This window comes from Dorea sp. D27, from assembly GCF_001185345.1.
GTDB lineage: Bacteria > Bacillota > Clostridia > Lachnospirales > Lachnospiraceae > Extibacter.
The window spans coordinates 343,687-363,237 of record NZ_KQ236743.1 but is presented as its reverse complement, the minus strand read 5'-3'; the positions used below and the strand labels follow the sequence as shown (position 1 = coordinate 363,237).

Annotated in this window: 17 protein-coding genes; 2 read left to right on the top strand and 15 right to left on the bottom strand. The window is 50.2% G+C overall.

Going from position 1 to position 19,551, the window contains the following annotated elements; all coding sequences use genetic code 11:
* Positions 1-101: 101 nt before the first annotated feature.
* The 8 genes from ytvI to HMPREF0980_RS01705 all read right to left on the bottom strand — a co-directional run bounded on the left by ytvI (position 102) and on the right by HMPREF0980_RS01705 (position 8,865).
* Entirely contained in the window at positions 102-1,247 is a 1,146-nt protein-coding gene (gene ytvI, locus HMPREF0980_RS01740) for a sporulation integral membrane protein YtvI (RefSeq protein ID WP_049727437.1), read from the bottom strand.
* Positions 1,248-1,853 (bottom strand): ribosome biogenesis GTP-binding protein YihA/YsxC, encoded by a 606-nt coding sequence (gene yihA / locus HMPREF0980_RS01735; protein ID WP_049727436.1) that lies wholly within the window; start codon positions 1,851-1,853, stop codon positions 1,248-1,250. It lies immediately after the preceding gene.
* Positions 1,854-1,881: 28 nt separating this feature from the next.
* Positions 1,882-4,215 carry an endopeptidase La gene (gene lon, locus HMPREF0980_RS01730; protein ID WP_049727435.1) on the bottom strand — a complete coding sequence of 778 codons (2,334 nt, stop codon included), beginning with the start codon at positions 4,213-4,215 and terminating at the stop codon, positions 1,882-1,884.
* A gap of 111 nt (positions 4,216-4,326) precedes the next feature.
* A complete protein-coding gene (clpX, locus tag HMPREF0980_RS01725; RefSeq protein WP_049728286.1) occupies positions 4,327-5,586 on the bottom strand; it encodes an ATP-dependent Clp protease ATP-binding subunit ClpX in 1,260 nt (419 codons plus the stop codon).
* Between the two features lie 32 nt (positions 5,587-5,618).
* Positions 5,619-6,200: an ATP-dependent Clp endopeptidase proteolytic subunit ClpP gene (clpP, locus tag HMPREF0980_RS01720; protein ID WP_049727434.1), complete on the bottom strand. Its 582-nt coding sequence runs from the start codon at positions 6,198-6,200 to the stop codon at positions 5,619-5,621.
* Positions 6,201-6,231: 31 nt separating this feature from the next.
* The gene (gene tig, locus HMPREF0980_RS01715) at positions 6,232-7,518 is read right to left on the bottom strand and encodes a trigger factor (RefSeq protein WP_049727433.1); all 1,287 of its coding nucleotides are present in this window, start codon (positions 7,516-7,518) and stop codon (positions 6,232-6,234) included.
* Between the two features lie 104 nt (positions 7,519-7,622).
* Positions 7,623-8,324 (bottom strand): hypothetical protein, encoded by a 702-nt coding sequence (locus HMPREF0980_RS01710; protein WP_198146139.1) that lies wholly within the window; start codon positions 8,322-8,324, stop codon positions 7,623-7,625.
* Positions 8,317-8,865 (bottom strand): DJ-1 family glyoxalase III, encoded by a 549-nt coding sequence (locus HMPREF0980_RS01705; protein WP_049727432.1) that lies wholly within the window; start codon positions 8,863-8,865, stop codon positions 8,317-8,319. The genes HMPREF0980_RS01710 and HMPREF0980_RS01705 overlap by 8 nt, the downstream gene beginning before the upstream one ends.
* Positions 8,866-9,017: 152 nt before the next feature.
* Between HMPREF0980_RS01705 and HMPREF0980_RS01700 the strand changes: the two genes are divergently transcribed.
* Together HMPREF0980_RS01700 and HMPREF0980_RS01695 are read left to right on the top strand one after the other, a co-directional pair.
* Positions 9,018-9,461 carry a CYTH domain-containing protein gene (locus tag HMPREF0980_RS01700; RefSeq protein WP_049727431.1) on the top strand — a complete coding sequence of 148 codons (444 nt, stop codon included), beginning with the start codon at positions 9,018-9,020 and terminating at the stop codon, positions 9,459-9,461.
* A gap of 114 nt (positions 9,462-9,575) precedes the next feature.
* The gene (locus HMPREF0980_RS01695) at positions 9,576-9,986 is read left to right on the top strand and encodes a helix-turn-helix domain-containing protein (protein WP_049727430.1); all 411 of its coding nucleotides are present in this window, start codon (positions 9,576-9,578) and stop codon (positions 9,984-9,986) included.
* On the opposite strand, the gene HMPREF0980_RS01690 is transcribed toward HMPREF0980_RS01695, so the two are convergent.
* The 7 genes from HMPREF0980_RS01690 to HMPREF0980_RS01660 form a co-directional block, all read right to left on the bottom strand.
* Entirely contained in the window at positions 9,983-11,191 is a 1,209-nt protein-coding gene (locus HMPREF0980_RS01690; RefSeq protein ID WP_049727429.1) for an aspartate kinase, read from the bottom strand. The two genes, HMPREF0980_RS01695 and HMPREF0980_RS01690, sit on opposite strands and share 4 nt — an antisense overlap.
* 22 nt (positions 11,192-11,213) lie before the next feature.
* Positions 11,214-12,425 carry a cofactor-independent phosphoglycerate mutase gene (locus HMPREF0980_RS01685; protein WP_049727428.1) on the bottom strand — a complete coding sequence of 404 codons (1,212 nt, stop codon included), beginning with the start codon at positions 12,423-12,425 and terminating at the stop codon, positions 11,214-11,216.
* An 18-nt stretch (positions 12,426-12,443) separates the two neighbouring features.
* On the bottom strand, positions 12,444-13,664 hold the full coding sequence (locus tag HMPREF0980_RS01680) for a homoserine dehydrogenase (RefSeq protein ID WP_049727427.1): 1,221 nt from the start codon (positions 13,662-13,664) through the stop codon (positions 12,444-12,446).
* Positions 13,665-13,676: 12 nt separating this feature from the next.
* A protein-coding gene (gene prfB / locus HMPREF0980_RS01675; RefSeq protein ID WP_198146185.1) for a peptide chain release factor 2 occupies positions 13,677-14,784 on the bottom strand; the annotation gives its coding sequence in 2 pieces (ribosomal slippage) (positions 13,677-14,720 and positions 14,722-14,784; 1,107 coding nt in all).
* A gap of 34 nt (positions 14,785-14,818) precedes the next feature.
* On the bottom strand, positions 14,819-17,383 hold the full coding sequence (gene secA / locus HMPREF0980_RS01670; RefSeq protein ID WP_049727425.1) for a preprotein translocase subunit SecA: 2,565 nt from the start codon (positions 17,381-17,383) through the stop codon (positions 14,819-14,821).
* Positions 17,384-17,504: 121 nt separating this feature from the next.
* The gene (gene hisA, locus HMPREF0980_RS01665) at positions 17,505-18,275 is read right to left on the bottom strand and encodes a phosphoribosylformimino-5-aminoimidazole carboxamide ribotide isomerase (protein ID WP_049727424.1); all 771 of its coding nucleotides are present in this window, start codon (positions 18,273-18,275) and stop codon (positions 17,505-17,507) included.
* A gap of 9 nt (positions 18,276-18,284) precedes the next feature.
* Positions 18,285-19,517, bottom strand: a complete 1,233-nt coding sequence (locus HMPREF0980_RS01660; RefSeq protein ID WP_049727423.1) for a phenylacetate--CoA ligase family protein — start codon at positions 19,515-19,517, stop codon at positions 18,285-18,287.
* Between the last annotated feature and the right edge of the window lie 34 nt (positions 19,518-19,551).

Sequence of the window (19,551 nt, the reverse complement as noted above, 5' to 3'; positions counted from 1 at the left end):
ACAGCGTTATCTACTTTCTCTTATTGACTATTTTAACAGATTTGAAATGTATATGGAAGTCAAAAAAATAACTGGCAATTATTGTAAATTACCAGTTATACCTATTCATTTCTCAGGCTCATGATTCCTTCCAGAAGTATTTTTACATCATCCAGTATATAATCGAAAGCTCCTGCCTGGAAGAGGTTGATGACAATCATCCCTATCGGCACAGCGAATATCATGCCGAGCACGCTTCCCACCTTATAGCCTACGTAGAGCAGCACGAGCGTTACGAGTGGATTCAGTCCCATGCTGTCGCCAACGAGCTTCGGCTGGATAAGCTGACGGACGAGCTGCGTCACGGCATACAGCACCATCAGCGCGATAGCAAGCTTATAGTTGCCGACCATGAACTTATACAGCGCCCACGGTATAAGTGCGGTTCCTGTCCCGAAAAACGGCAGGAAATCAAGAAATGCAATGAGCAGTGCAAGGAGAATCTGGAAATGTACCCCGAGCAGCACGAATCCTGCCAGCAAAAGCCCGAACACGACGACCATTATCTTCATCTGAGCCTTGAAATATCCGCCCACGGCATATTTCAGATTATCTATCACCATACTCATCCGGCGGACGACCGGATCCGGCGCTATTTTCTTGGACCATGCGATGACAGCATCCCTGTCAGCGATGAAAAAGTAGGCTGATATGACAGTGACGATAGTTGCAATCAGTACGGACGGTATCTTCTTTGCAAAATTACCAGCCGCAGCGACGGTCGGTTCACTGAATCTTCCGATCAAATCTCCCATCGTGCTGTCCAGATTGCTGACCATGGCGTGCCAGCCGTTCTGTACGCCTTTTGGCAATACGGAAAATACACCGTCCAGCGTCTTTCCGATATCGCCGAGGCCGCTCTCTAACTGCTGATACAAATCAGGCATGTTCTGAATCAATGCCACGATTTCCCGCCAAAGCCTGCTTCCCGCAAAATAAATAAGAAATACCAGCCCGGCGAGGACGCCTATGATAATGATGGCAGAGCCGAGCTTTTTTACAATCTTCAGCCGCCGCTCCAGCCAGTTGACGACCGGGCTTGCGATATATGCGATAAACCAGCCTATGACAAAGGGCATGAAGAATGCGAGCAGCCTGGCGCCGAGAAACACGAACAGCGCTGTTCCAAGCAGGCTGAATGCAAGACTTACTATCACTTTCCAGTAAGGTCTCTCGTCATGAAGCTGTTCTTTGAAATCCGTCTTCATCTATTCCTCCACCTCTTGCCCGCCGATATATTCTGTCTCCACCAATTTCCATATATCATCTCTTCCCTGCTTCGTCATGGAAGAGAAGGGGATGACCTGTGTCCCAGGCAGAAGCTTAAGCCCGGTCCGCAGCATCTTGATATGCTTATCTATCTGGCTGCGCTTAATCTTATCCAGCTTTGTGGCAATGATAATCGGTTCATACCCCTGCCCTACGATCCAGTCGTACATCATCTTGTCATTGGCGGACGGTTCATGGCGGATATCGATGAGCAGAAAGATTGCCTTCAGCTGTCTGGAACTGTGAAGATAGCGCTCAACGAGCTGTCCCCACTTCATCTTTTCCTTCTCTGACACTTTTGCATATCCATAGCCGGGAAGGTCGACCAGATACAGCTCATCATTGATGTTATAATAATTGATCGTCTGCGTCTTTCCCGGCGTAGCCGATATCCTCGCATAAGATTTCCGGTTCATCAGCGCATTGATGAGCGAAGATTTCCCTACGTTCGACTTCCCTGAAAAAGCAATTTCAGGATGTCCGTTATCCGGCAGCACGCTCGTAATCCCACATACGGTCTCTAAATTTACATTTTTGATAATCATATCTATTCCTCTTTACTGTCATCGGCTGCTACACCAACGCTATTTTCAATACTTCATTCATATGTGATACCGGCAGTATCTCAAGGCCTTTCGTAATCTCGTTGGAGATATCTTCCAAATCCACCTGGTTCTCTTGTGGAATGACCACTGTCCGGATGCCGGCGTTCTTGGCCGCCAGCAGCTTTTCCTTAAGCCCGCCTATCGGAAGCACGCGGCCCCGGAGCGTTATCTCCCCTGTCATGGCGGCGTCTGCTCTTACCTTACGCCCCGTCACCGCGGAAATCATCGCCGTCGCCATCGTAATACCGGCGGACGGCCCATCTTTCGGGACTGCTCCTTCCGGGATGTGGATATGTATGTCATGCTCTTTAAAGAAAGACTCTTCTATGTCGTACTCGCTGCTGACGGAACGGATGTAGCTGATACCGGTTCTTGCTGACTCTTTCATCACATCACCGAGCTGCCCTGTGAGCAGGATATCGCCCTCTCCCGGCATAATATTTACTTCTATCTGAAGTGTATCGCCGCCGACGCTCGTCCACGCCAGACCCCGCACGATGCCCACTTCATCTGACGCATTCGCCATCTGGTATGTGTAAAGTTCTTTTCCGAGGTAGAGATGGAGGTTCCTCTCCGTGACACGTACCGAGTCCTTTTTCGTCTCGAGGATTTCTCTGGCCGCTTTCCGGCATATCTCGCCGAGCTTACGCTCCAGCTGCCGTACGCCTGCCTCCTTCGTATAATTTCTTGCCATCTTCCAGATTGCCCTTTTGCTTACGGTGAGCTGCTCCGGTTTCAATCCGTGCCGTTTCAACTGCTTTGGCAGCAGATGCTCCATGGCGATATGCATTTTCTCATTTTCTGTGTAGCTGCTCACTTCAATGACTTCCATACGGTCCAGAAGCGGTCTCGGTATCGTCTGGAGCGTATTCGCAGTCGTCACGAACAGCACTTCCGACAGGTCTACCGGCACTTCTATATAATGGTCCCGGAACTTCGCATTCTGTTCGCTGTCCAGCACTTCCAGCAGGGCTGAGAATGTATCTCCCTTATAATCATTGCTCACTTTGTCTATCTCGTCAAGCAGCATGAGCGGATTCTTGACACCCGCGGACTTGAGCCCGGTCGCGATTCTTCCCGGCATAGCGCCCACGTATGTCCTTCTGTGCCCCCGTATCTCGGCTTCGTCGCGCACCCCGCCGAGGGAGATTCTCACATATGGCTTCTTCAGCGCCTTGGCAAGGGATTTCGCAATGGACGTCTTGCCGGTGCCCGGAGGGCCTACAAGGCAGAGTATCGGCGTGTCGCCCTTTTTCGTCAGCGCACGCACGGCAAGGAACTCCAACACTCTTTCCTTTACCTTCTCCAGCCCATAGTGGTCCTCATCCAGCACTTCTTTTGCATATGCGATGTCCCTGTGGTCCTTGCAGACTTTGTCCCACGGCATCTCGAGAAGCGTCTCGATATACGTGCGGACGACACCTGTCTCAGCAGGGTTGCCCATCGTATTCTTGAACCGCTTGATTTCCTTGTTCAGCTTTTCCTTCACTTCAGCAGGCGCCTTCAGCTTATCTGCCGCCTCCTGGAACTCATCCGCGTCGGACATCGTATTGTCATCGCCAAGCTCCTCGCGGATGAGCTTCATCTCCTCCCGCAGTATATATTCTCTCTGGTTCTTATCCACGCGTTCTTTTACCTTCGCCTGAATCTCTTCCTTGATATTGAATATCTGAATCTCGCTGACGAGCCTGCCTACGACCTTGTCGTACCGCTTCAGCACGTCCGGCTCCTCCAGCAGTTCCTGGGCATGCTCCCATGAAAGCGGCATATTTGCGGCCACCTCGTCTACGAGCATGCGCAAGTCTTTGATACCCTCCATCTGAAGCGCCAGATCCTTGGACAGCTTCGGATTTCGCGGGAGATACTCCCGGAACAGATCCTTCAATCCCCGCAGCATCGCCTCCAAATTGAGCGGATTCGCCTCAGCGCCTACCGCCTCCGCCGAGTTATCGATATCTCTTACGGCAACAACATTTGCACGGAGATACGGCTCATCATATTCCATACAGTCCATCCTGGCACGTGTCTCCCCAGTCACCAGAATCCTGCTTATTTTCTTCGGTAATTTCACAATCTGCTTAATCGATGCAATACAGCCCACGGCACAGATATCATCCAAGCCAGGATTCTCCTTCTCAATATCTTTCTGAGCTGTCAGAAAAATCTTCTGGTTTTCCTGCATCGCATGCTCAATTGCTTCAATTGACTTCTCCCTGCTGACGTCGAAATGAGTAACCATTCCAGGCAATACGACCATACCGCGCAGGGCAACCATCGGTAAACTATTCACTTCATTTGTCATACAATTTCTCCTATTTTGAAAGGGGTCAGACCCCTATGGTGCATAGGGGTCTGACCCCTTTGACAATTTAAAACAAGCGGGCACAAAACTGATTCTGCACCCGCCTTTTTATTAAGCACTTTCCGATCTGACGGCAGTGTGTTCACACTCCGGCTCTCCGGTTCCTTTTACAACTTCTTTCGTGATTCGGCATGTCTTCAACGTCTCGTCTGACGGAGCGCGGTACATGATATCCATCATGACATTCTCCATGATTGCACGAAGTCCTCTGGCGCCTGTCTTGCGCTTGAGCGATGTCTCTGCAATCTCTTCCAGCGCCTCCTCGTCGAACACAAGATCCACGCCGTCCAGCTCGAGCAGCTTCTGGTACTGCTTGGCTATCGCGCTTCTCGGCTCTGTAAGTATACGCATGAGCGCTTCCTTGTCAAGCATCTGGAGTGCGACCGTCACCGGTACACGTCCGACAAGCTCCGGGATGATTCCATACTTCACAAGATCCTGCGGCAGCACCTGGTTCAGCAGACGGTCCACATCATTTTCATGCTTCTCCGTTATATCTGCGTTAAATCCTATCGCTTTCTTGTCTATCCTGTTCTCGACAATCTTTTCAATCCCCTCGAACGCGCCTCCGCATATGAAAAGGATGTTAGTCGTGTCAATCTGTATCAGCTCCTGATGCGGATGCTTTCTTCCTCCCTGAGGCGGGACATTGGCAACCGTGCCTTCGATAATCTTGAGCAGCGCCTGCTGCACGCCTTCACCGGACACATCTCTTGTGATGGAAGGGTTCTCGGACTTTCTCGTAATCTTATCAATCTCGTCGATATAGATGATGCCGTATTCTGCCCGTTCAACGTCTCCGTCTGCGGCCTGGATAATCTTCAGAAGAATGTTTTCCACATCCTCCCCTACGTATCCTGCCTCAGTTAACGCAGTCGCGTCAGCGATGGCAAACGGCACATTCAATATCTTGGCGAGGGTCTGGGCAAGCAGCGTCTTGCCGCACCCAGTCGGGCCGAGCATGAGAATATTGCTCTTGTTGAGCTCCACCCCCAGGTCCTTCTGCGCCATAATCCGTTTATAATGGTTGTAGACGGCTACAGAAAGCACCTTTTTCGCCTCATCCTGACCGATGACATACTCATCGAGGAACTCCTTGATTTCTTCTGGTTTCAGAAGATTGATGTCTGCAAATGGATTCCAGTGCCTCCTGTCATCATATTCAAATTCTTCTTCAATAATCTCTGCACATACGTCGATACACTCATCACAGATATAAGCCCCGTTCGGACCTGCAATCAGCTTGCGGACCTGTGACTGTGTCTTGTTGCAAAACGAACATCTTACCTGATCGTCGTTCTTTCCTGCCATGCTTTCACCTCTCTGGGACATTCCGCTATTCCTTACCGGTTCTTAATCACTTCATCAATGAGCCCGTAAGCCTTCGCTTCCTCCGCAGACATGAAGTTATCACGCTCTGTATCGATGCGGATAACATCCAGCGGCTGTCCCGTATTCTCCGCCAGAATCTGATTCAGCCTCTGACGGGTTTTTAAAATATGTTCCGCTGCAATCTGAATCTCAGTTGCCTGTCCCTGTGCACCGCCGGAAGGCTGGTGAATCATAATCTCTGCATTCGGCAGAGCAAGCCGTTTTCCTTTCGTCCCTCCCGCAAGAAGGAAGGACCCCATGCTTGCGGCCATGCCGATACAGATTGTCTCTATGTCGGACTTGATATACTGCATCGTGTCATATATGGCCAGACCTGCTGACACGGAACCTCCCGGGCTGTTGATATACAGATGGATATCCTTTTCCGGGTCTTCTGCTTCCAGGAATAATAACTGGGCCACTACCACGCTTGCTGATACGTCCGTTACCTCTTCCCCTAAAAATATGATCCTGTCTTTTAATAATCTTGAATAGATGTCGTAGGAGCGTTCTCCGCGGCTGGTCTGTTCAATGACATAAGGTACTAAACTCATGTATTCGTCTCCTCCTGACTATGTGATACGGCTATTTCTCTACAGCATTCTCCACGAGGAATGTCACTGCTTCCTGTACAGCCATATCTTCCTTCATCTGATTCTTTTCATTTTCGCCCATAAATTCTTTCAACTTATCGACTTCCATCTTATATGACTCAGCCATCTTCGCCACTTCTTCGTCGATCTTCTCGTCGCTGATTTCGATGTTCTCAGCTTTGGCTATTGCTTCCAGAACGAGACGGGTCTCGATGCGCTTGATTGCCTGAGGTCTGAGTTCCTCCAGCATCTTCTCTGCTGTCATGCCTGTAAATTGGAAATACTGCTCCATAGATAATCCCTGAGACTGGATTCTCTGCGCAAAATCATCGGCCATCTGCCTTACCTGCGTCTCAATCATAGCCTTCGGAATCTCCATCTCTGCATTCTTAACTGCCTGCTCGACAACCTGATCTTCCTTCTTCGTCTTGCCTTCCGCAGCTTTCTCATCTTTGATTTTTGCCTTGACGTCGGCCTTATATTCTTCTAATGTATCAAATTCGGAAACTTCCGCCGCAAATTCATCGTCAATCTCCGGAAGTTCCTTTGCCTTGATCTCATGCACCGTACACTTGAATACAGCTTCCTTTCCCTTCAAGTCTTCTGCGTGATAGTCTTCCGGAAATGTCACATTGACATCTATCTCTTTGCCCGTCTCCGCGCCTACAAGCTGCTCCTCAAATCCGGGAATGAAAGAGTTGGAACCGATGGTCAGCGGATAGTTCTCGCCTTTGCCGCCTTCAAACGGGGTACCGTCTACAAATCCTTCAAAGTCAAGGATAACCTCATCCCCATCCTGTACCGGACGGTCTTCTACCGCAACGGTCCTTGCATTCTTCTCTGCCTCTTCCTGAATCTTGGCATCCACTTCCTTCTGTGTCACCCGCGTGGAAATCTTGTCTACCTCCAGCCCTTTATACTCTCCGAGCTTGACTTCAGGCTTTGTAGCCACTTCAGCCGTAAACACAAACGGCTTGCCCTTCTCAATCTGAACGACATTGATGTCCGGCTGCGATACGATATTGAGGTCGCATTCTTCATATGCGTCGGAATACGCCTTCGGAATCAGCTCGTTTGCCGCGTCATCGTAAAATATCTCCACTCCGTACATCTTCTCAATCATCTGGCGCGGAACTTTTCCCTTGCGGAATCCTGGCATGTTGATCTTGTTCTTCTGCTTCATATATGCACTTTGAAGCGCTTTCTCTAAATCATCGGCAGGAACTTCGATGGTAAGTTTTGCCATGTTTTTTTCTAACTTTTCTACCTGTAGACTCATTTTTACTATTTCCTCCTGTTTCTGTCCCGCCTTTCAACCGCCGGAAAGATGGGCATGCTACATTACATTCACTAAAGAAGTATAACACAAACCTCTCTAAATATCTAGCCTTGAATTTCATCTAGCCTAAGTATTTTTATGACAAGGTTGTCCATATCATCTTCGTCAATGGAATACTCATTTCTCTTATCTGCTTTTACCCTTACTATGACTGTTTTCGCATCCTGGAACTCCATCTCGGAAGATGCCACATCCAACAGTTCATAGGCATGGTTGATGATATCGTTCAGAATCTGCTGCTGAACCTCTTCGTCCGTCCCCTTGTATACCCCGTCCTTCACATCCTGGGCAATCTGTAAAGAGTCCGCGGTCAAAAGCTGCTGGAACCGGATAAATACGTCCGCCGGCTGAATTTCCACCGGAACCTCATACTCTTTCTTCCCGGTCTTGTCCGCCTCACCGACGCTGTAGCGCATCACAGAAAATATCTTCGACACGAGCTCCGCGAACTGGCTCGTCTTCAAATCGCCCATATCAATCTCACTCGTGATATTATTGGCAACAAACGTGTCTATAAATTCCTTGTACTGCGCTTTCAAAGACTCCGCCGTAGAGCCTTCTATCATCTCCAGAGCCTTCTCCGTCTGTCCCTGAAAATTCAAATCCAGCACACCTTTCACATACCCGGACGCGTCAAAATCGCGTCCGCAGCCAGTACTGCCGGCTGCCAGCACGATGCATAGAAAGACAAGCAGCAGCGGCTTCAGACATTTCTTCATATTATAATCCTCTGTCATCTTATTCATAGACGATAGACTCTGCAATCTCTTTTGCCTTCTCTTTGCCCATCAGCTGTTCTATAATCTTAAGGGCGAAATCAATGGCTGTTCCTGCTCCGCGTCCGGTAATGATATTGCCGTCCACTGTAACAGGGGCCCCTGTGAGGACTGCCCCCTGAATCTTCGTCTCCATCGTAGGGTAGCACGTCACCCGCTTGCCTTTGAGCAGCCCGAGATTGCCGAGTATGGTCGGCGCGGCGCAGATGGCGGCCACGGTCTTGCCTTCCTCGATAAAGTCTTTCACGGTCCGGCGCACTCCGTTGTGCTCCTCCAGATTCCGTGTCCCCGGCATTCCGCCCGGAAGCACAATCATATCGAACTCCACAAAATTCACCTCATCAAACAGGTCTTCCGTCTGGACATTGATTCCATGCGCCCCGTGCACGATGTATTCATCCGTAACAGATACCGTGTCCACATATATTTTTGCCCGCCTGAGCAGATCTACGACGGTAAGTGCTTCAATCTCTTCAAACCCATCTGCTAAAATAACGCTTACTCTCTTCATCAAATTCCTCCTTACTGATTTTGAAAACCCCTGCACGGCCTAATAAAGCCATCATGAATAAATATTAACAAACAACATGTAAAAAAGCAAATACGTTTACATTTTCCTGAAACTATATTATCATAACTATAAAAATGAAGGTGGTGCAATATATGGAAATAGAACGTAAATTTCTAGTGGATGAACTCCCCGGCAGTCTGGGCGGATTCCCGTGCCGTATCATCGAACAGGGATATCTGAATACAGACCCTGTCGTTCGCATCCGACGTGACAACGACAAATTCGAGCTGACGTACAAATCAAAGGGCCTGATGGTCAGGGAGGAATATAACCTGCCCCTCACAAAAGACGCATATGAACATCTGCTGGAGAAGATCGACGGACGTCTCATACAGAAAAAGCGCTATATGATACCGTATGCAGACTCCCTCACGATTGAACTGGATATTTTTGAAGGCAGCCTTGCTCCGCTCATGCTCGCAGAGGTGGAATTTCCGGATGAGGATGCCGCCTCTTCTTTTACCCCTCCGGAATGGTTTGGGGAAGATGTCACTTTTTCCGGCAGATACCACAACAGTGCGCTGAGCAGGCTGTAATGCGAGCAACGTTCTGTTTCTTTCTATCCACAGGCAACGTTTCGATGCATAGATATCTATTTATTGGACAAATTGCTATACTAACAAGTAAAGTTACTTGGGAGGTTAGCTGTCATGCCAAACATTCAACTGGCCAATAATTTACGGTATCTGAGGAAACAAAAGAATCTGACTCAGAAGGATCTGAGCGAGATGCTGAACATATCCAGACAGGCATACTCAAACTATGAGACGAGCAAGCGTACCCCTGACCTGGATTCTCTTCTGTATCTGGCTGGATTTTATAATGTCAATCTGGACGGCCTCGTACTCGGCTGCCTTCCTTCTGCCGACCTGTCTGCCGCTGCCGGTTCATTTGCCGAACAGAAGATTCCTTATACGCTTTCTATAGATAAAAATACCGGTAATTCTATTTATCTCACTGAAGAAGAATTGGATATCATCACGAAACTCCGTACACTTTCCAGGGAACACAAACAGATCATTACCGGTTTTATTAACGACAACGTAAAATCCGGCGCCTAATCATTCACCGCGAATCCGTCATGCACCGCTACCATGGCCTTGTCGATATCTTTCTCATCCACAAGCACCGTAATCCTTATTTCAGATGTAGAAATCATATTGATATTGATTCTGGAATTATAAAGCGATTCAAACATCTTTGCCGCAACTCCCGGGTTGCTCATCATTCCCGCGCCTACGATAGACAGCTTCGCAACTTCTTCTTCCCATGTAATCTGCTGTATCGTAAGCCTGTCTTTATTATCTTCCAGCACCTTGATTGCATTTTCCAAATCGTTGTCTGCGACTGTAAATGAAATATCTTTCGTCCCCTCACGTCCTACAGACTGCAGTATGATATCTACATTGATATTGTTCTTAGCCAGCGTGTCAAAAATATTGAATGCGATTCCCGGCTTATCCTGCACTCCGATTACGGAGATTCTCGCTGTGTTCTTATCGGCAGCTACGCCGGTCACTAACATTTTTTCCATATGTGAAGCCTCCTTGACTACAGTTCCCTCTGAACGGTTCAGACTGGACCTTACTACTAATTCTACATTATATTTTTTTGCCATTTCTACAGATCTGTTGTGAAGCACCTTAGCCCCAAGGCTGGCCAGCTCCAGCATCTCGTCGTACGTTACGACATCCAGCTTTCTGGCTTTTTTGACAATCCTTGGATCTGCGGTGTACACGCCATCCACATCTGTATATATCTCACACTTATCCGCATGAAGGACAGCGGCCAGCGCTACTGCAGTCGTATCCGAACCTCCCCTTCCAAGCGTCGTGATATCATCATACTTGTTCACGCCCTGGAAGCCGGTCACGATCACTATCTTTCTCGAATCCAGCTCATGGAGGATACGCTCCGTGTCTACACGTTTGAAACGGGCATTGCCATATCTCGATGTAGAGTGCATCATCACCTGGAACGCGTTGAGCGACACCGCCGGTACATCCAGTGCCTGCATCGCCATCGCCATCAGCGACACCGACACCTGCTCACCTGTGGTGAGCAGCATATCCATCTCTCTTTTCTTTGCGTCCGGATTGATGCTTTCTGCCATCTCGATCAGGTTATCTGTCGTGTCTCCCATAGCTGAGAGAACGACGACGACATCGTTTCCTGCTTTGTAATCTTCGATACAGCGCTGCGCCACATTAAAAATTCTTTCTTTGTTGGCAACAGAACTGCCGCCGAATTTCTTAACAACTAACATATATTCCTCCCGCATTTCTCTTTTATGACCGTGCCCCGCCAAGCAGATGCCCGATCAATCTGTAACCGTCCGGCCAGTATATCCCTGTTCCAGAGGCCGTCATCTCATCATACGCATCCGCACCTTCTGCAGGTGCGGTGCTGTCGTATAGAAGATACGGAACCGGGTCTCCCGTGTGGGTGCGGACCTCAATCGGGGTAGGGTGGTCAGGAAGTACAAGTATCCGGAAATCTGCACCGGCTTGTTCCATTCCATCTATAATCTTTCCCGCGACAAGTCCGTCTACCCTCTCTATCGCCGTGATTTTATCTTTTACAATGCCCTGGTGTCCCATCTCATCCGGAGCCTCTACATGGATATAGGCGAAATCATAGCCGCCTTTCGTCAATGCGTCTACCGCTGCCATGGCCTTTCCGGTATAATTCGTATTCAGCCCGCCGTCAGCTCCTTCTACCTCTATGCAGTCCATCCCGGCTCCTACCGCGATCCCCTTAAGCAGGTCGACGGCAGATATCATGACTCCCCTGCATCCCGTCATCTCTTCAAAGGACTTGAGTGCCGGGCGTTTCCCCGCTCCCCAGAACCATGCGGAGTTGGCAGGATGAAGCCCCTTCCATCTGCGCTCCACGTTAATCGGATGGTTTTCCAGTATATCATAGCTCTTAGCCATCATCTCCCGAAGGACCGCATCATCCGGCAGATATGCACCAATCTTCCTGGTCAGGATATCATGGGGAGGCGTCAGATCCACAACGGCTCCCTGCTCCCAAATGAGCAGATGGCGGTAGCTCGTACCGGTGTAAAAACGGTATCCATCCCTCTCCAGTCCGTCTCTCAGGGCATCCAGAAGTACCGCCGCATCCTGCGTGCTGATTTCATCAGAGCTGTGGTCGATAATCGTCCGTTCCTCATATGCACAGTCCTCCTCGGACAGCGTGACAATATTACACCGGAAAGACACATCCGTATCTTCCATATCTACACCGATGCTGAGCGCCTCCAGCGGAGACCGTCCTGTATAATATATCTTCGGGTCATATCCCATCACGGCGAGATTGGCCGTGTCGCTACCCGGTGCCATGCCTTCCGGCACCATGGATACCATGCCTACTTCCGCCTTCCGTGCAAGCCGGTCCATGACCGGTGTACGAGCGGCGGCAAGTGTCGTCTTTCCTCCCAGTTCTTCAAGCGGACGGCCTGCCATGCCGTCACCCAACACGATTATGTATTTCATGCTACCTCCCTGCCAGTCCTATTCTTGAATACGTATCATATGCAGTATCTCATCTTTATATATTCTTGCCCTCGTATCGTAATCACCTTCCATCATGACAGGGGTAATAAACCCAAATTCACCGTCGAGTCCGTCTGCATGAATGATCTCTATATCACCAAAGGAGTCTTTGAGGTCATCGAGCATATCCCGGTCGTCTCCCTTCATGCGGATGAAGAAGCGCCGTTTTGCGTCTGCCTTGTCTTCCAGCTTAAGCTTATCCTGCTTCCACATCGTCATGATATTGCGGTTCAGATGCTTTGCGGCGTCCACCACATCGGCCACCACCGCACTGGCAGTCGGAAGCTTGCCTGCACCGCTGCCGTAGAACATCGCATCGCCGAGCACGTTGCCGTGCACGAAGATGGCATTGAACACTCCGTTCACGTTATAGAGCGGATGCCCCGGATAGAGCATGCAAGGAGCCACGATTGCATGCAGGCGGTTGCCCCTCCGTTTGCTGGATGCAAGAAGCTTAATCGTCGTCCCCATCGCTTTTGCATATTTCATATCCTCTGCCGTAATCTCCGTGATGCCTTCACAATAGATATCTTCAAAATCAACCTGCTGCCCTGAGATAAGCGATGACAGGATTGCTATCTTCCTGCACGCGTCATAACCTTCCACGTCCGCTTCCGGGTTGCGCTCCGCAAATCCGTTCGCCTGTGCTTCCTTCAGCACTTCATCGTAATCTGCTCCCTCATAGAACATCTTCGTCATCATATAGTTCGTCGTACCGTTGAGGATGCCTGTAATCTCCTCAATCTCATCTGCCGTCAGCGAGGAGTTCAGAGGACGGATAATCGGAATGCCTCCTCCCACGCTCGCCTCAAAGAGAAAGTTGATGCCCTGGTCCTTCGCAATGGACAGAAGTTCCGCGCCATGCTTTGCAACAAGCGCCTTGTTTGACGTGGCAACGCTCTTACCCGCCTGAAGGCACCGCTTTACAAAGGTATACGCGGGCTCGATTCCTCCCATGACCTCCACGACGATCTTGATATCATCATCATGGACAATCGTCTCGAAATCATGGACGATCTTATCCTGTACCGGATCCCCAGGAAACTCTTTCAAATCCAGCACATACTTTATATTCAGCTCGTCGCCGATCCTCTGGTTGATGCGGGCGCCGTTCGTATTGACGACTTCCACGACACCGGAACCGACGGTTCCATAACCCATAACTGCTATATTTACCATATATTCCTCCCTTTAGCTGCCGGCCGACTGCTTCAGATATGCGTTGATAAACATATCGATGCTCCCGTCCAGCACTGCTGTAACATTACTGCATTCCTCGCTGGTGCGGTGATCCTTCACCATAGTGTATGGCTGCATGACATAAGAGCGTATCTGGTTGCCAAAACCAATCTCTTTTACCTCTCCCCTTATGTCCGACACCTTTTCCGCCTGTTCCTGCTCCTTCAGAAGCTGCAGCTTGACTTTCAGCATCTGCATCGCCTTTTCCTTGTTAAAATGCTGGGAACGTTCATTCTGGCACTGGACGACGATACCCGTCGGCAGATGGGTGATGCGGATGGCGGAGGACGTCTTGTTGACATGCTGTCCGCCCGCGCCGCTGGCCCTGTATGTGTCTATCTTAAGCTCCTCGTCCGCAATCTCGATGTCAATCTCATCCTCAATGTCCGGGACGACATCACAAGAAGCGAAGGAAGTCTGCCGCTTGCCCGCCGCATTGAACGGAGAGATCCGTACGAGCCGGTGCACTCCTTTTTCTGACTTCAGGTACCCGTAAGCATTCTCGCCCCTGACCTCGAATGTGACCGTCTTGATGCCTGTGATATCGCCATCCAGATAGTCAAGCACTTCCACGGCATAACCTCTGCGCTCTGCAAAACGGCTGTACATACGGTATAGCATGCCCGCCCAGTCACACGACTCCGTCCCTCCGGCGCCGGCATGAATCGTTACAATCGCGTTGCACGCATCATACTCGCCAGAAAGAAGCGTCCTGATCCGCAGCTCCTCGAACCGTTCTTCAAAATTATGAATCTCTGTTTCTATTTCTTTTACTGCAGAGGCATCGTTTTCCTCGTAAGACATCTCGATGAGCAGATTGATATCCTCATATCCGCCATACAATGTATGAATCGTCTTCACGAGCTCCTGCAGGTCTTTCAGCTCCTTCATCACCTGCTGCGACTCTTCCGGTCTGTCCCAGAAGGCCGGCTCTTCTATCTTCCTCTCCAGTTCTTCAATCCGTTTCTCTTTGCCAGAGACGTCAAAGTGAATCCCTCATCTCGGCAAGAGGTTCTTCATAAGCATTCATAATACTTTTAAATGCATCTAATTCAACCACGCTGTCACCTCTTTCTATCATAATCTTTCTTCTCTTACTTCCGCCCGCAGCACTGCTTATATTTCTTGCCGCTTCCGCACGGGCACGGATCGTTCGGATATACCTTCTTCTCAGCGCGCCGTTTCGGCCCGCGAGCCGCACTCTCGTCCTTGTTCGTGCCGGTCACCTTGGCCACCTGCTCCCGCTCTACCTTCTGTTCGATTCTCACATGGAACAAGGTACGTATCGTATCTTCGGTAATACTTTTTGTCATGGCTCCGAACATGTCATATCCAAGCATCTTGTACTCGACTTTCGGATCTCTCTGTCCATATGCCTGCAGGCCGATTCCCTGGCGCAGCTGATCCATATCGTCGATGTGGTCCATCCACTTCGCATCGATTACCTTCAGCAGCACGACACGCTCCACTTCACGCAGGTGCTCCGGTTCCGGAAATTCCGTCTCTTTCAGCTCATAAGACTTCGCCGCGCGCTCTTTGAGCATATGCTTTAATTCCTTCTGGCTTATATCCTTGATGTCGTCTTCCGTGACAGGCTCCATCGGAACCACATTATGAATCGTCATATTCAGTTCCTGAAGGTTCCAGTCTTCCGGTTCGTCGTCCGGAGAGACTATCATATCCACCACGTTCTCCACATAATCGTTGATCATGTGGAAGATGGAGTCACGCATATTTTCTCCGTCCAGGACGCGGCGTCTCTCTTCATATATAATCTCTCTCTGCTCATTCATGACCTGGTCATATTCGAGCAGATTCTTACGGATACCGAAGTTGTTGCTCTCAATCTTCTGCTGCGCCTTCTCGATGGCGTTGGACAGCATCTTGTGCTCTATCTGCTCTCCGTCTTCCACGCCAAGCGTCGTAAATACGTTCATCAGCCTTTCCGAACCGAACAGACGCATCAAATCGTCCTCCAGAGAGATATAGAATCTGGACTCGCCTGGATCGCCCTGACGACCGGAACGTCCGCGCAGCTGATTGTCGATACGTCTCGCCTCATGCCGCTCCGTACCGATAATCTTCAAGCCGCCGGCTGCCCTTGCCTCGTCGTCCAGCTTGATGTCCGTACCACGTCCCGCCATGTTGGTGGCTATCGTCACGGCGTCATGGATACCGGCCTGTGCGACGATTTCCGCCTCCTGTTCATGGTACTTCGCGTTCAGCACATTGTGAGGGATACCCCGTTTTTTCAACATACTGCTCAAAAGTTCCGATGTCTCGATCGTAATCGTGCCGACGAGCACAGGCTGATGTTTGGCGTGTGCCGCTTCTATCTCATCGCACACGGCCCGGAACTTCTCCTTCTGCGTCTTGTACACGGCATCTTCCAGATCCATCCTCTGTACTTCCACATTCGTAGGGATCTCCACGACGTCCATGCCATATATATCGCGGAACTCTTTTTCTTCCGTGAGCGCAGTACCTGTCATACCTGATTTCTTGTCAAACTTGTTGAACAGGTTCTGGAACGTAATGGTCGCCAGCGTCTTGCTCTCTCTTTTGACCTTGACGTGCTCCTTCGCCTCGATGGCCTGATGAAGTCCGTCAGAATAACGGCGGCCCGGCATGATACGGCCGGTAAATTCATCTACGATCAATACCTGGTCTTCCTTCACGACGTAATCCTGATCCCGGAACATCAGGTTATGCGCCCGCAGCGCCAGAATAATATTGTGCTGAATCTCCAGGTTCTCCGGATCTGCCAGATTCTCGATATGGAAAAACTTCTCTACTTTCTTCACACCGTCTTCGGTAAGGTTGATATTCTTCTCCTTTTCATTGACGATGAAGTCTCCCGACTCCTCGATGTCCTCTCCCATGATAGCGTTCATCTTAGAGAACTCGCCGCTCGCTTCTCCGCGCTCCAGCTGGCGTGCCAGAATATCACAGGCTTCATACAGCTTCGTGGATTTCCCGCTCTGTCCTGATATGATAAGCGGAGTCCTTGCCTCGTCAATCAATACGGAGTCAACCTCATCGATAATGGCAAACTTAAGCCCTCTCTGTACGAGCTGCTCCTTGTAGATGACCATATTGTCCCTCAGATAATCAAATCCAAGCTCATTGTTCGTCACATAGGTGATGTCGCAGTTATACGCGTCCCGGCGCTCATCATTATCCATGCTGTTGAGCACGACGCCGACCTTGAGCCCGAGGAATTCGTGCACCTGTCCCATCCATTCAGCGTCACGCTTCGCCAGGTAGTCATTGACCGTGACAATGTGCACGCCGTCCCCGGTCAGAGCATTCAGGTATGCAGGCAGTGTCGACACGAGCGTCTTGCCTTCACCGGTCTTCATCTCTGCGATACGCCCCTGATGCAGAATGATGCCGCCGATGAGCTGCACCCTGTAGTGCTTCATTCCAAGCGTCCTGACCGCAGCTTCCCTGACAACGGCAAAAGCCTCCGGAAGTATGTCGTCAAGCGTCTTACCTTCCTTCAGCCTCTCTTTGAATTCCCGCGTCTTATCTTTCAGCTCGCTGTCTGTAAGCTTTTGTATCTCAGGCTCCAGAGCCTCGATAGCGTCTGCTATCGGATAGATTCTCTTCAGCTCATTCTCGCTGTGCGTTCCAAATATTTTCTGTATTAAACCCATACTGCGTGTTTACTCCTTGTCCGTAAATTTACTCTATCCCTCATTCTAGCACTATACAAACTCCAATTCAACCTGTTTATAAAGAGTTCACAAACTGTTAATTTACTTGTTAATTTACTCGTCATCTGTATTGTTTTACCGTGTCATACGGCACAGTTCCGCCGAACAGATCCAGGGCGCTTCCAATTGTAAAGTCCACGCCCCCGCCCGACACCTTCCGGAAATGTTCCAGATCTTCAAGGCTGCCGATGCCGCCCGCATATGTCACCGGAATTCCCTTCCACCTTCCAAGCATACGCACAAGCCCTTCCTCCATACCGGAAGCACGGCCTTCCACGTCCACTCCATGCACAAGAAATTCATCGCAGTACCCGGCTATCTCGTCCAGAATACAGGGCGTCAGCTCCACGTCCGTGAACTTCTGCCACCGGTCTGTCACAATATAATATGCCCCGTCCTTCCTCCGGCAGCTCAGATCAATGACCAGATGTTCCCTGCCTGCCGCACGCTCCAGTTCCCGGAGATGCTCCCACCGCACTGCACCGTCCCGGAATACATAAGACGTAGCGATGACATGGCTCGCTCCGTGCGTGATATAATCCTCTGCGTTCTTCGCCGTGATGCCTCCTCCGATCTGCAGACCGTCCGGATAAGCGGACAGAGCTTCCAGCGCCTGTGCCCGGGTCGCATCGTAATGCTCAGACGACACGGGGTTCAGGAGTATGACATGGCCCCCCTTAAGCCCGTCTCTCTGATACAGCCTTGCATAATGCGCCGCGCCGCATGCGGAGGAGAAGTTCTCCTTGGCACTGTCCTGCTCGTCAGTCAGGCTTCCTCCTATAATCTGCTTTACTGTTCCGTTATGTATATCGATACATGGTCGAAAACGCATCTCATCCTCCTAATACCGGTTGTCAAATATTCTCGTCGACTTCTTCTCGCTGCGCGGAAGGTCGCCGATTGCCACCGGCTTCACGTTCGTAGTGATACCTATCTTCTCTTTAAATTCCTTCTGAATCACCTTGGCAGCCTCTTTGAGCTCCACGCCCGGATTCACTTCCACGAACAGCGTACACACGTCTTTGCCGTTCAGATGGTCAAGCATAAACTGATACTCGCTGGATGCCTCCTTTACGCCTTTGAGCATATCCTCGATCTGGCTCGGGAAGATATTCACACCTTTCACCTTCACCATGTCGTCCGTACGTCCGATCAGCGTATCGATTCTCGGATATCTGGAGCCGCACGGACAGTCTCCCGGTATGAACCTCGTCAGGTCATGGGTTCTATAGCGGATGAGCGGCGCCCCCTGCTTGCGCAGCGTCGTGATGACGAGCTCTCCTATCTCCCCGTCCGGAACATTCTTACCGGTCTTCGGATCCACAATCTCAAAATATACATAATCATCCCAGTAATGCATGCCGCACTCACAGTCGCAGCTCATGGCGATGCCGGGACCGTACACTTCCGTAAGCCCGTATATGTCATAGAGCTGCACGCCGAGCTCATCGGCAATCCGCTTTCTCATCTTCGCGCCCCACCGTTCGGAACCGATGACGCCCTTCTTAAGGTATATCTTGTCTGTCATATCTCTTTTTGCAATCTCTTCCGCCAGAAGCAGCGCATATGAGGAAGTAGCGCAGAGGACGGTAGACTTCATATCACGCATCATACGGAGCTGCTTATCCGTATTGCCGGGTCCCATCGGAATCGTCATGGCTCCGAGCCATTCCGCGCCGAGCTGGAAGCCGATGCCTGCCGTCCACAGCCCGTATCCGGGCGTGATATGTATGCGGTCCAGCGCCGTGATACCCGCCATCTCGTAACATCTGGCAAACATCTTCGCCCAGTCGTCCACATCCTTCTGCGTATATGGGATGATTATGGGCGTTCCCGTCGTCCCTGAAGAAGAGTGGATCCTTACGATTTCCTCGTCCGGCACTGCCTGAAGGCCAAGAGGATATGCCTCCCGCAGGTCTCCCTTCCATGTGAACGGAAGCTTTTCAAAGTCTTCCTGAGACTGTATCTCCCCGATGTCGATTCCGTCCAGCTTATCTTTATAAAAGCACGGCTTGGAGGTCAATAATTTCAGGTTCTCCTTAATGAGCCTGAACTGTAATTCTGTCATCTGCATTTCTAAAACCCTTTCTCCGGTATTCCGGCCTTCG

Bases quoted from the DNA above. Each gene is read 5' to 3' on its own strand.
- ytvI (WP_049727437.1), bottom strand. From the start codon at position 1,247: ATGAAGACGGATTTCAAAGAACAGCTTCATGACGAGAGACCTTACTGG.
- yihA (WP_049727436.1), bottom strand. From the start codon at position 1,853: ATGATTATCAAAAATGTAAATTTAGAGACCGTATGTGGGATTACGAGC.
- lon (WP_049727435.1), bottom strand. From the start codon at position 4,215: ATGACAAATGAAGTGAATAGTTTACCGATGGTTGCCCTGCGCGGTATG.
- clpX (WP_049728286.1), bottom strand. From the start codon at position 5,586: ATGGCAGGAAAGAACGACGATCAGGTAAGATGTTCGTTTTGCAACAAG.
- clpP (WP_049727434.1), bottom strand. From the start codon at position 6,200: ATGAGTTTAGTACCTTATGTCATTGAACAGACCAGCCGCGGAGAACGC.
- tig (WP_049727433.1), bottom strand. From the start codon at position 7,518: ATGAGTCTACAGGTAGAAAAGTTAGAAAAAAACATGGCAAAACTTACC.
- HMPREF0980_RS01710 (WP_198146139.1), bottom strand. From the start codon at position 8,324: ATGAATAAGATGACAGAGGATTATAATATGAAGAAATGTCTGAAGCCG.
- HMPREF0980_RS01705 (WP_049727432.1), bottom strand. From the start codon at position 8,865: ATGAAGAGAGTAAGCGTTATTTTAGCAGATGGGTTTGAAGAGATTGAA.
- HMPREF0980_RS01700 (WP_049727431.1), top strand. From the start codon at position 9,018: ATGGAAATAGAACGTAAATTTCTAGTGGATGAACTCCCCGGCAGTCTG.
- HMPREF0980_RS01695 (WP_049727430.1), top strand. From the start codon at position 9,576: ATGCCAAACATTCAACTGGCCAATAATTTACGGTATCTGAGGAAACAA.
- HMPREF0980_RS01690 (WP_049727429.1), bottom strand. From the start codon at position 11,191: ATGTTAGTTGTTAAGAAATTCGGCGGCAGTTCTGTTGCCAACAAAGAA.
- HMPREF0980_RS01685 (WP_049727428.1), bottom strand. From the start codon at position 12,425: ATGAAATACATAATCGTGTTGGGTGACGGCATGGCAGGCCGTCCGCTT.
- HMPREF0980_RS01680 (WP_049727427.1), bottom strand. From the start codon at position 13,664: ATGGTAAATATAGCAGTTATGGGTTATGGAACCGTCGGTTCCGGTGTC.
- secA (WP_049727425.1), bottom strand. From the start codon at position 17,383: ATGGGTTTAATACAGAAAATATTTGGAACGCACAGCGAGAATGAGCTG.
- hisA (WP_049727424.1), bottom strand. From the start codon at position 18,275: ATGCGTTTTCGACCATGTATCGATATACATAACGGAACAGTAAAGCAG.
- HMPREF0980_RS01660 (WP_049727423.1), bottom strand. From the start codon at position 19,517: ATGCAGATGACAGAATTACAGTTCAGGCTCATTAAGGAGAACCTGAAA.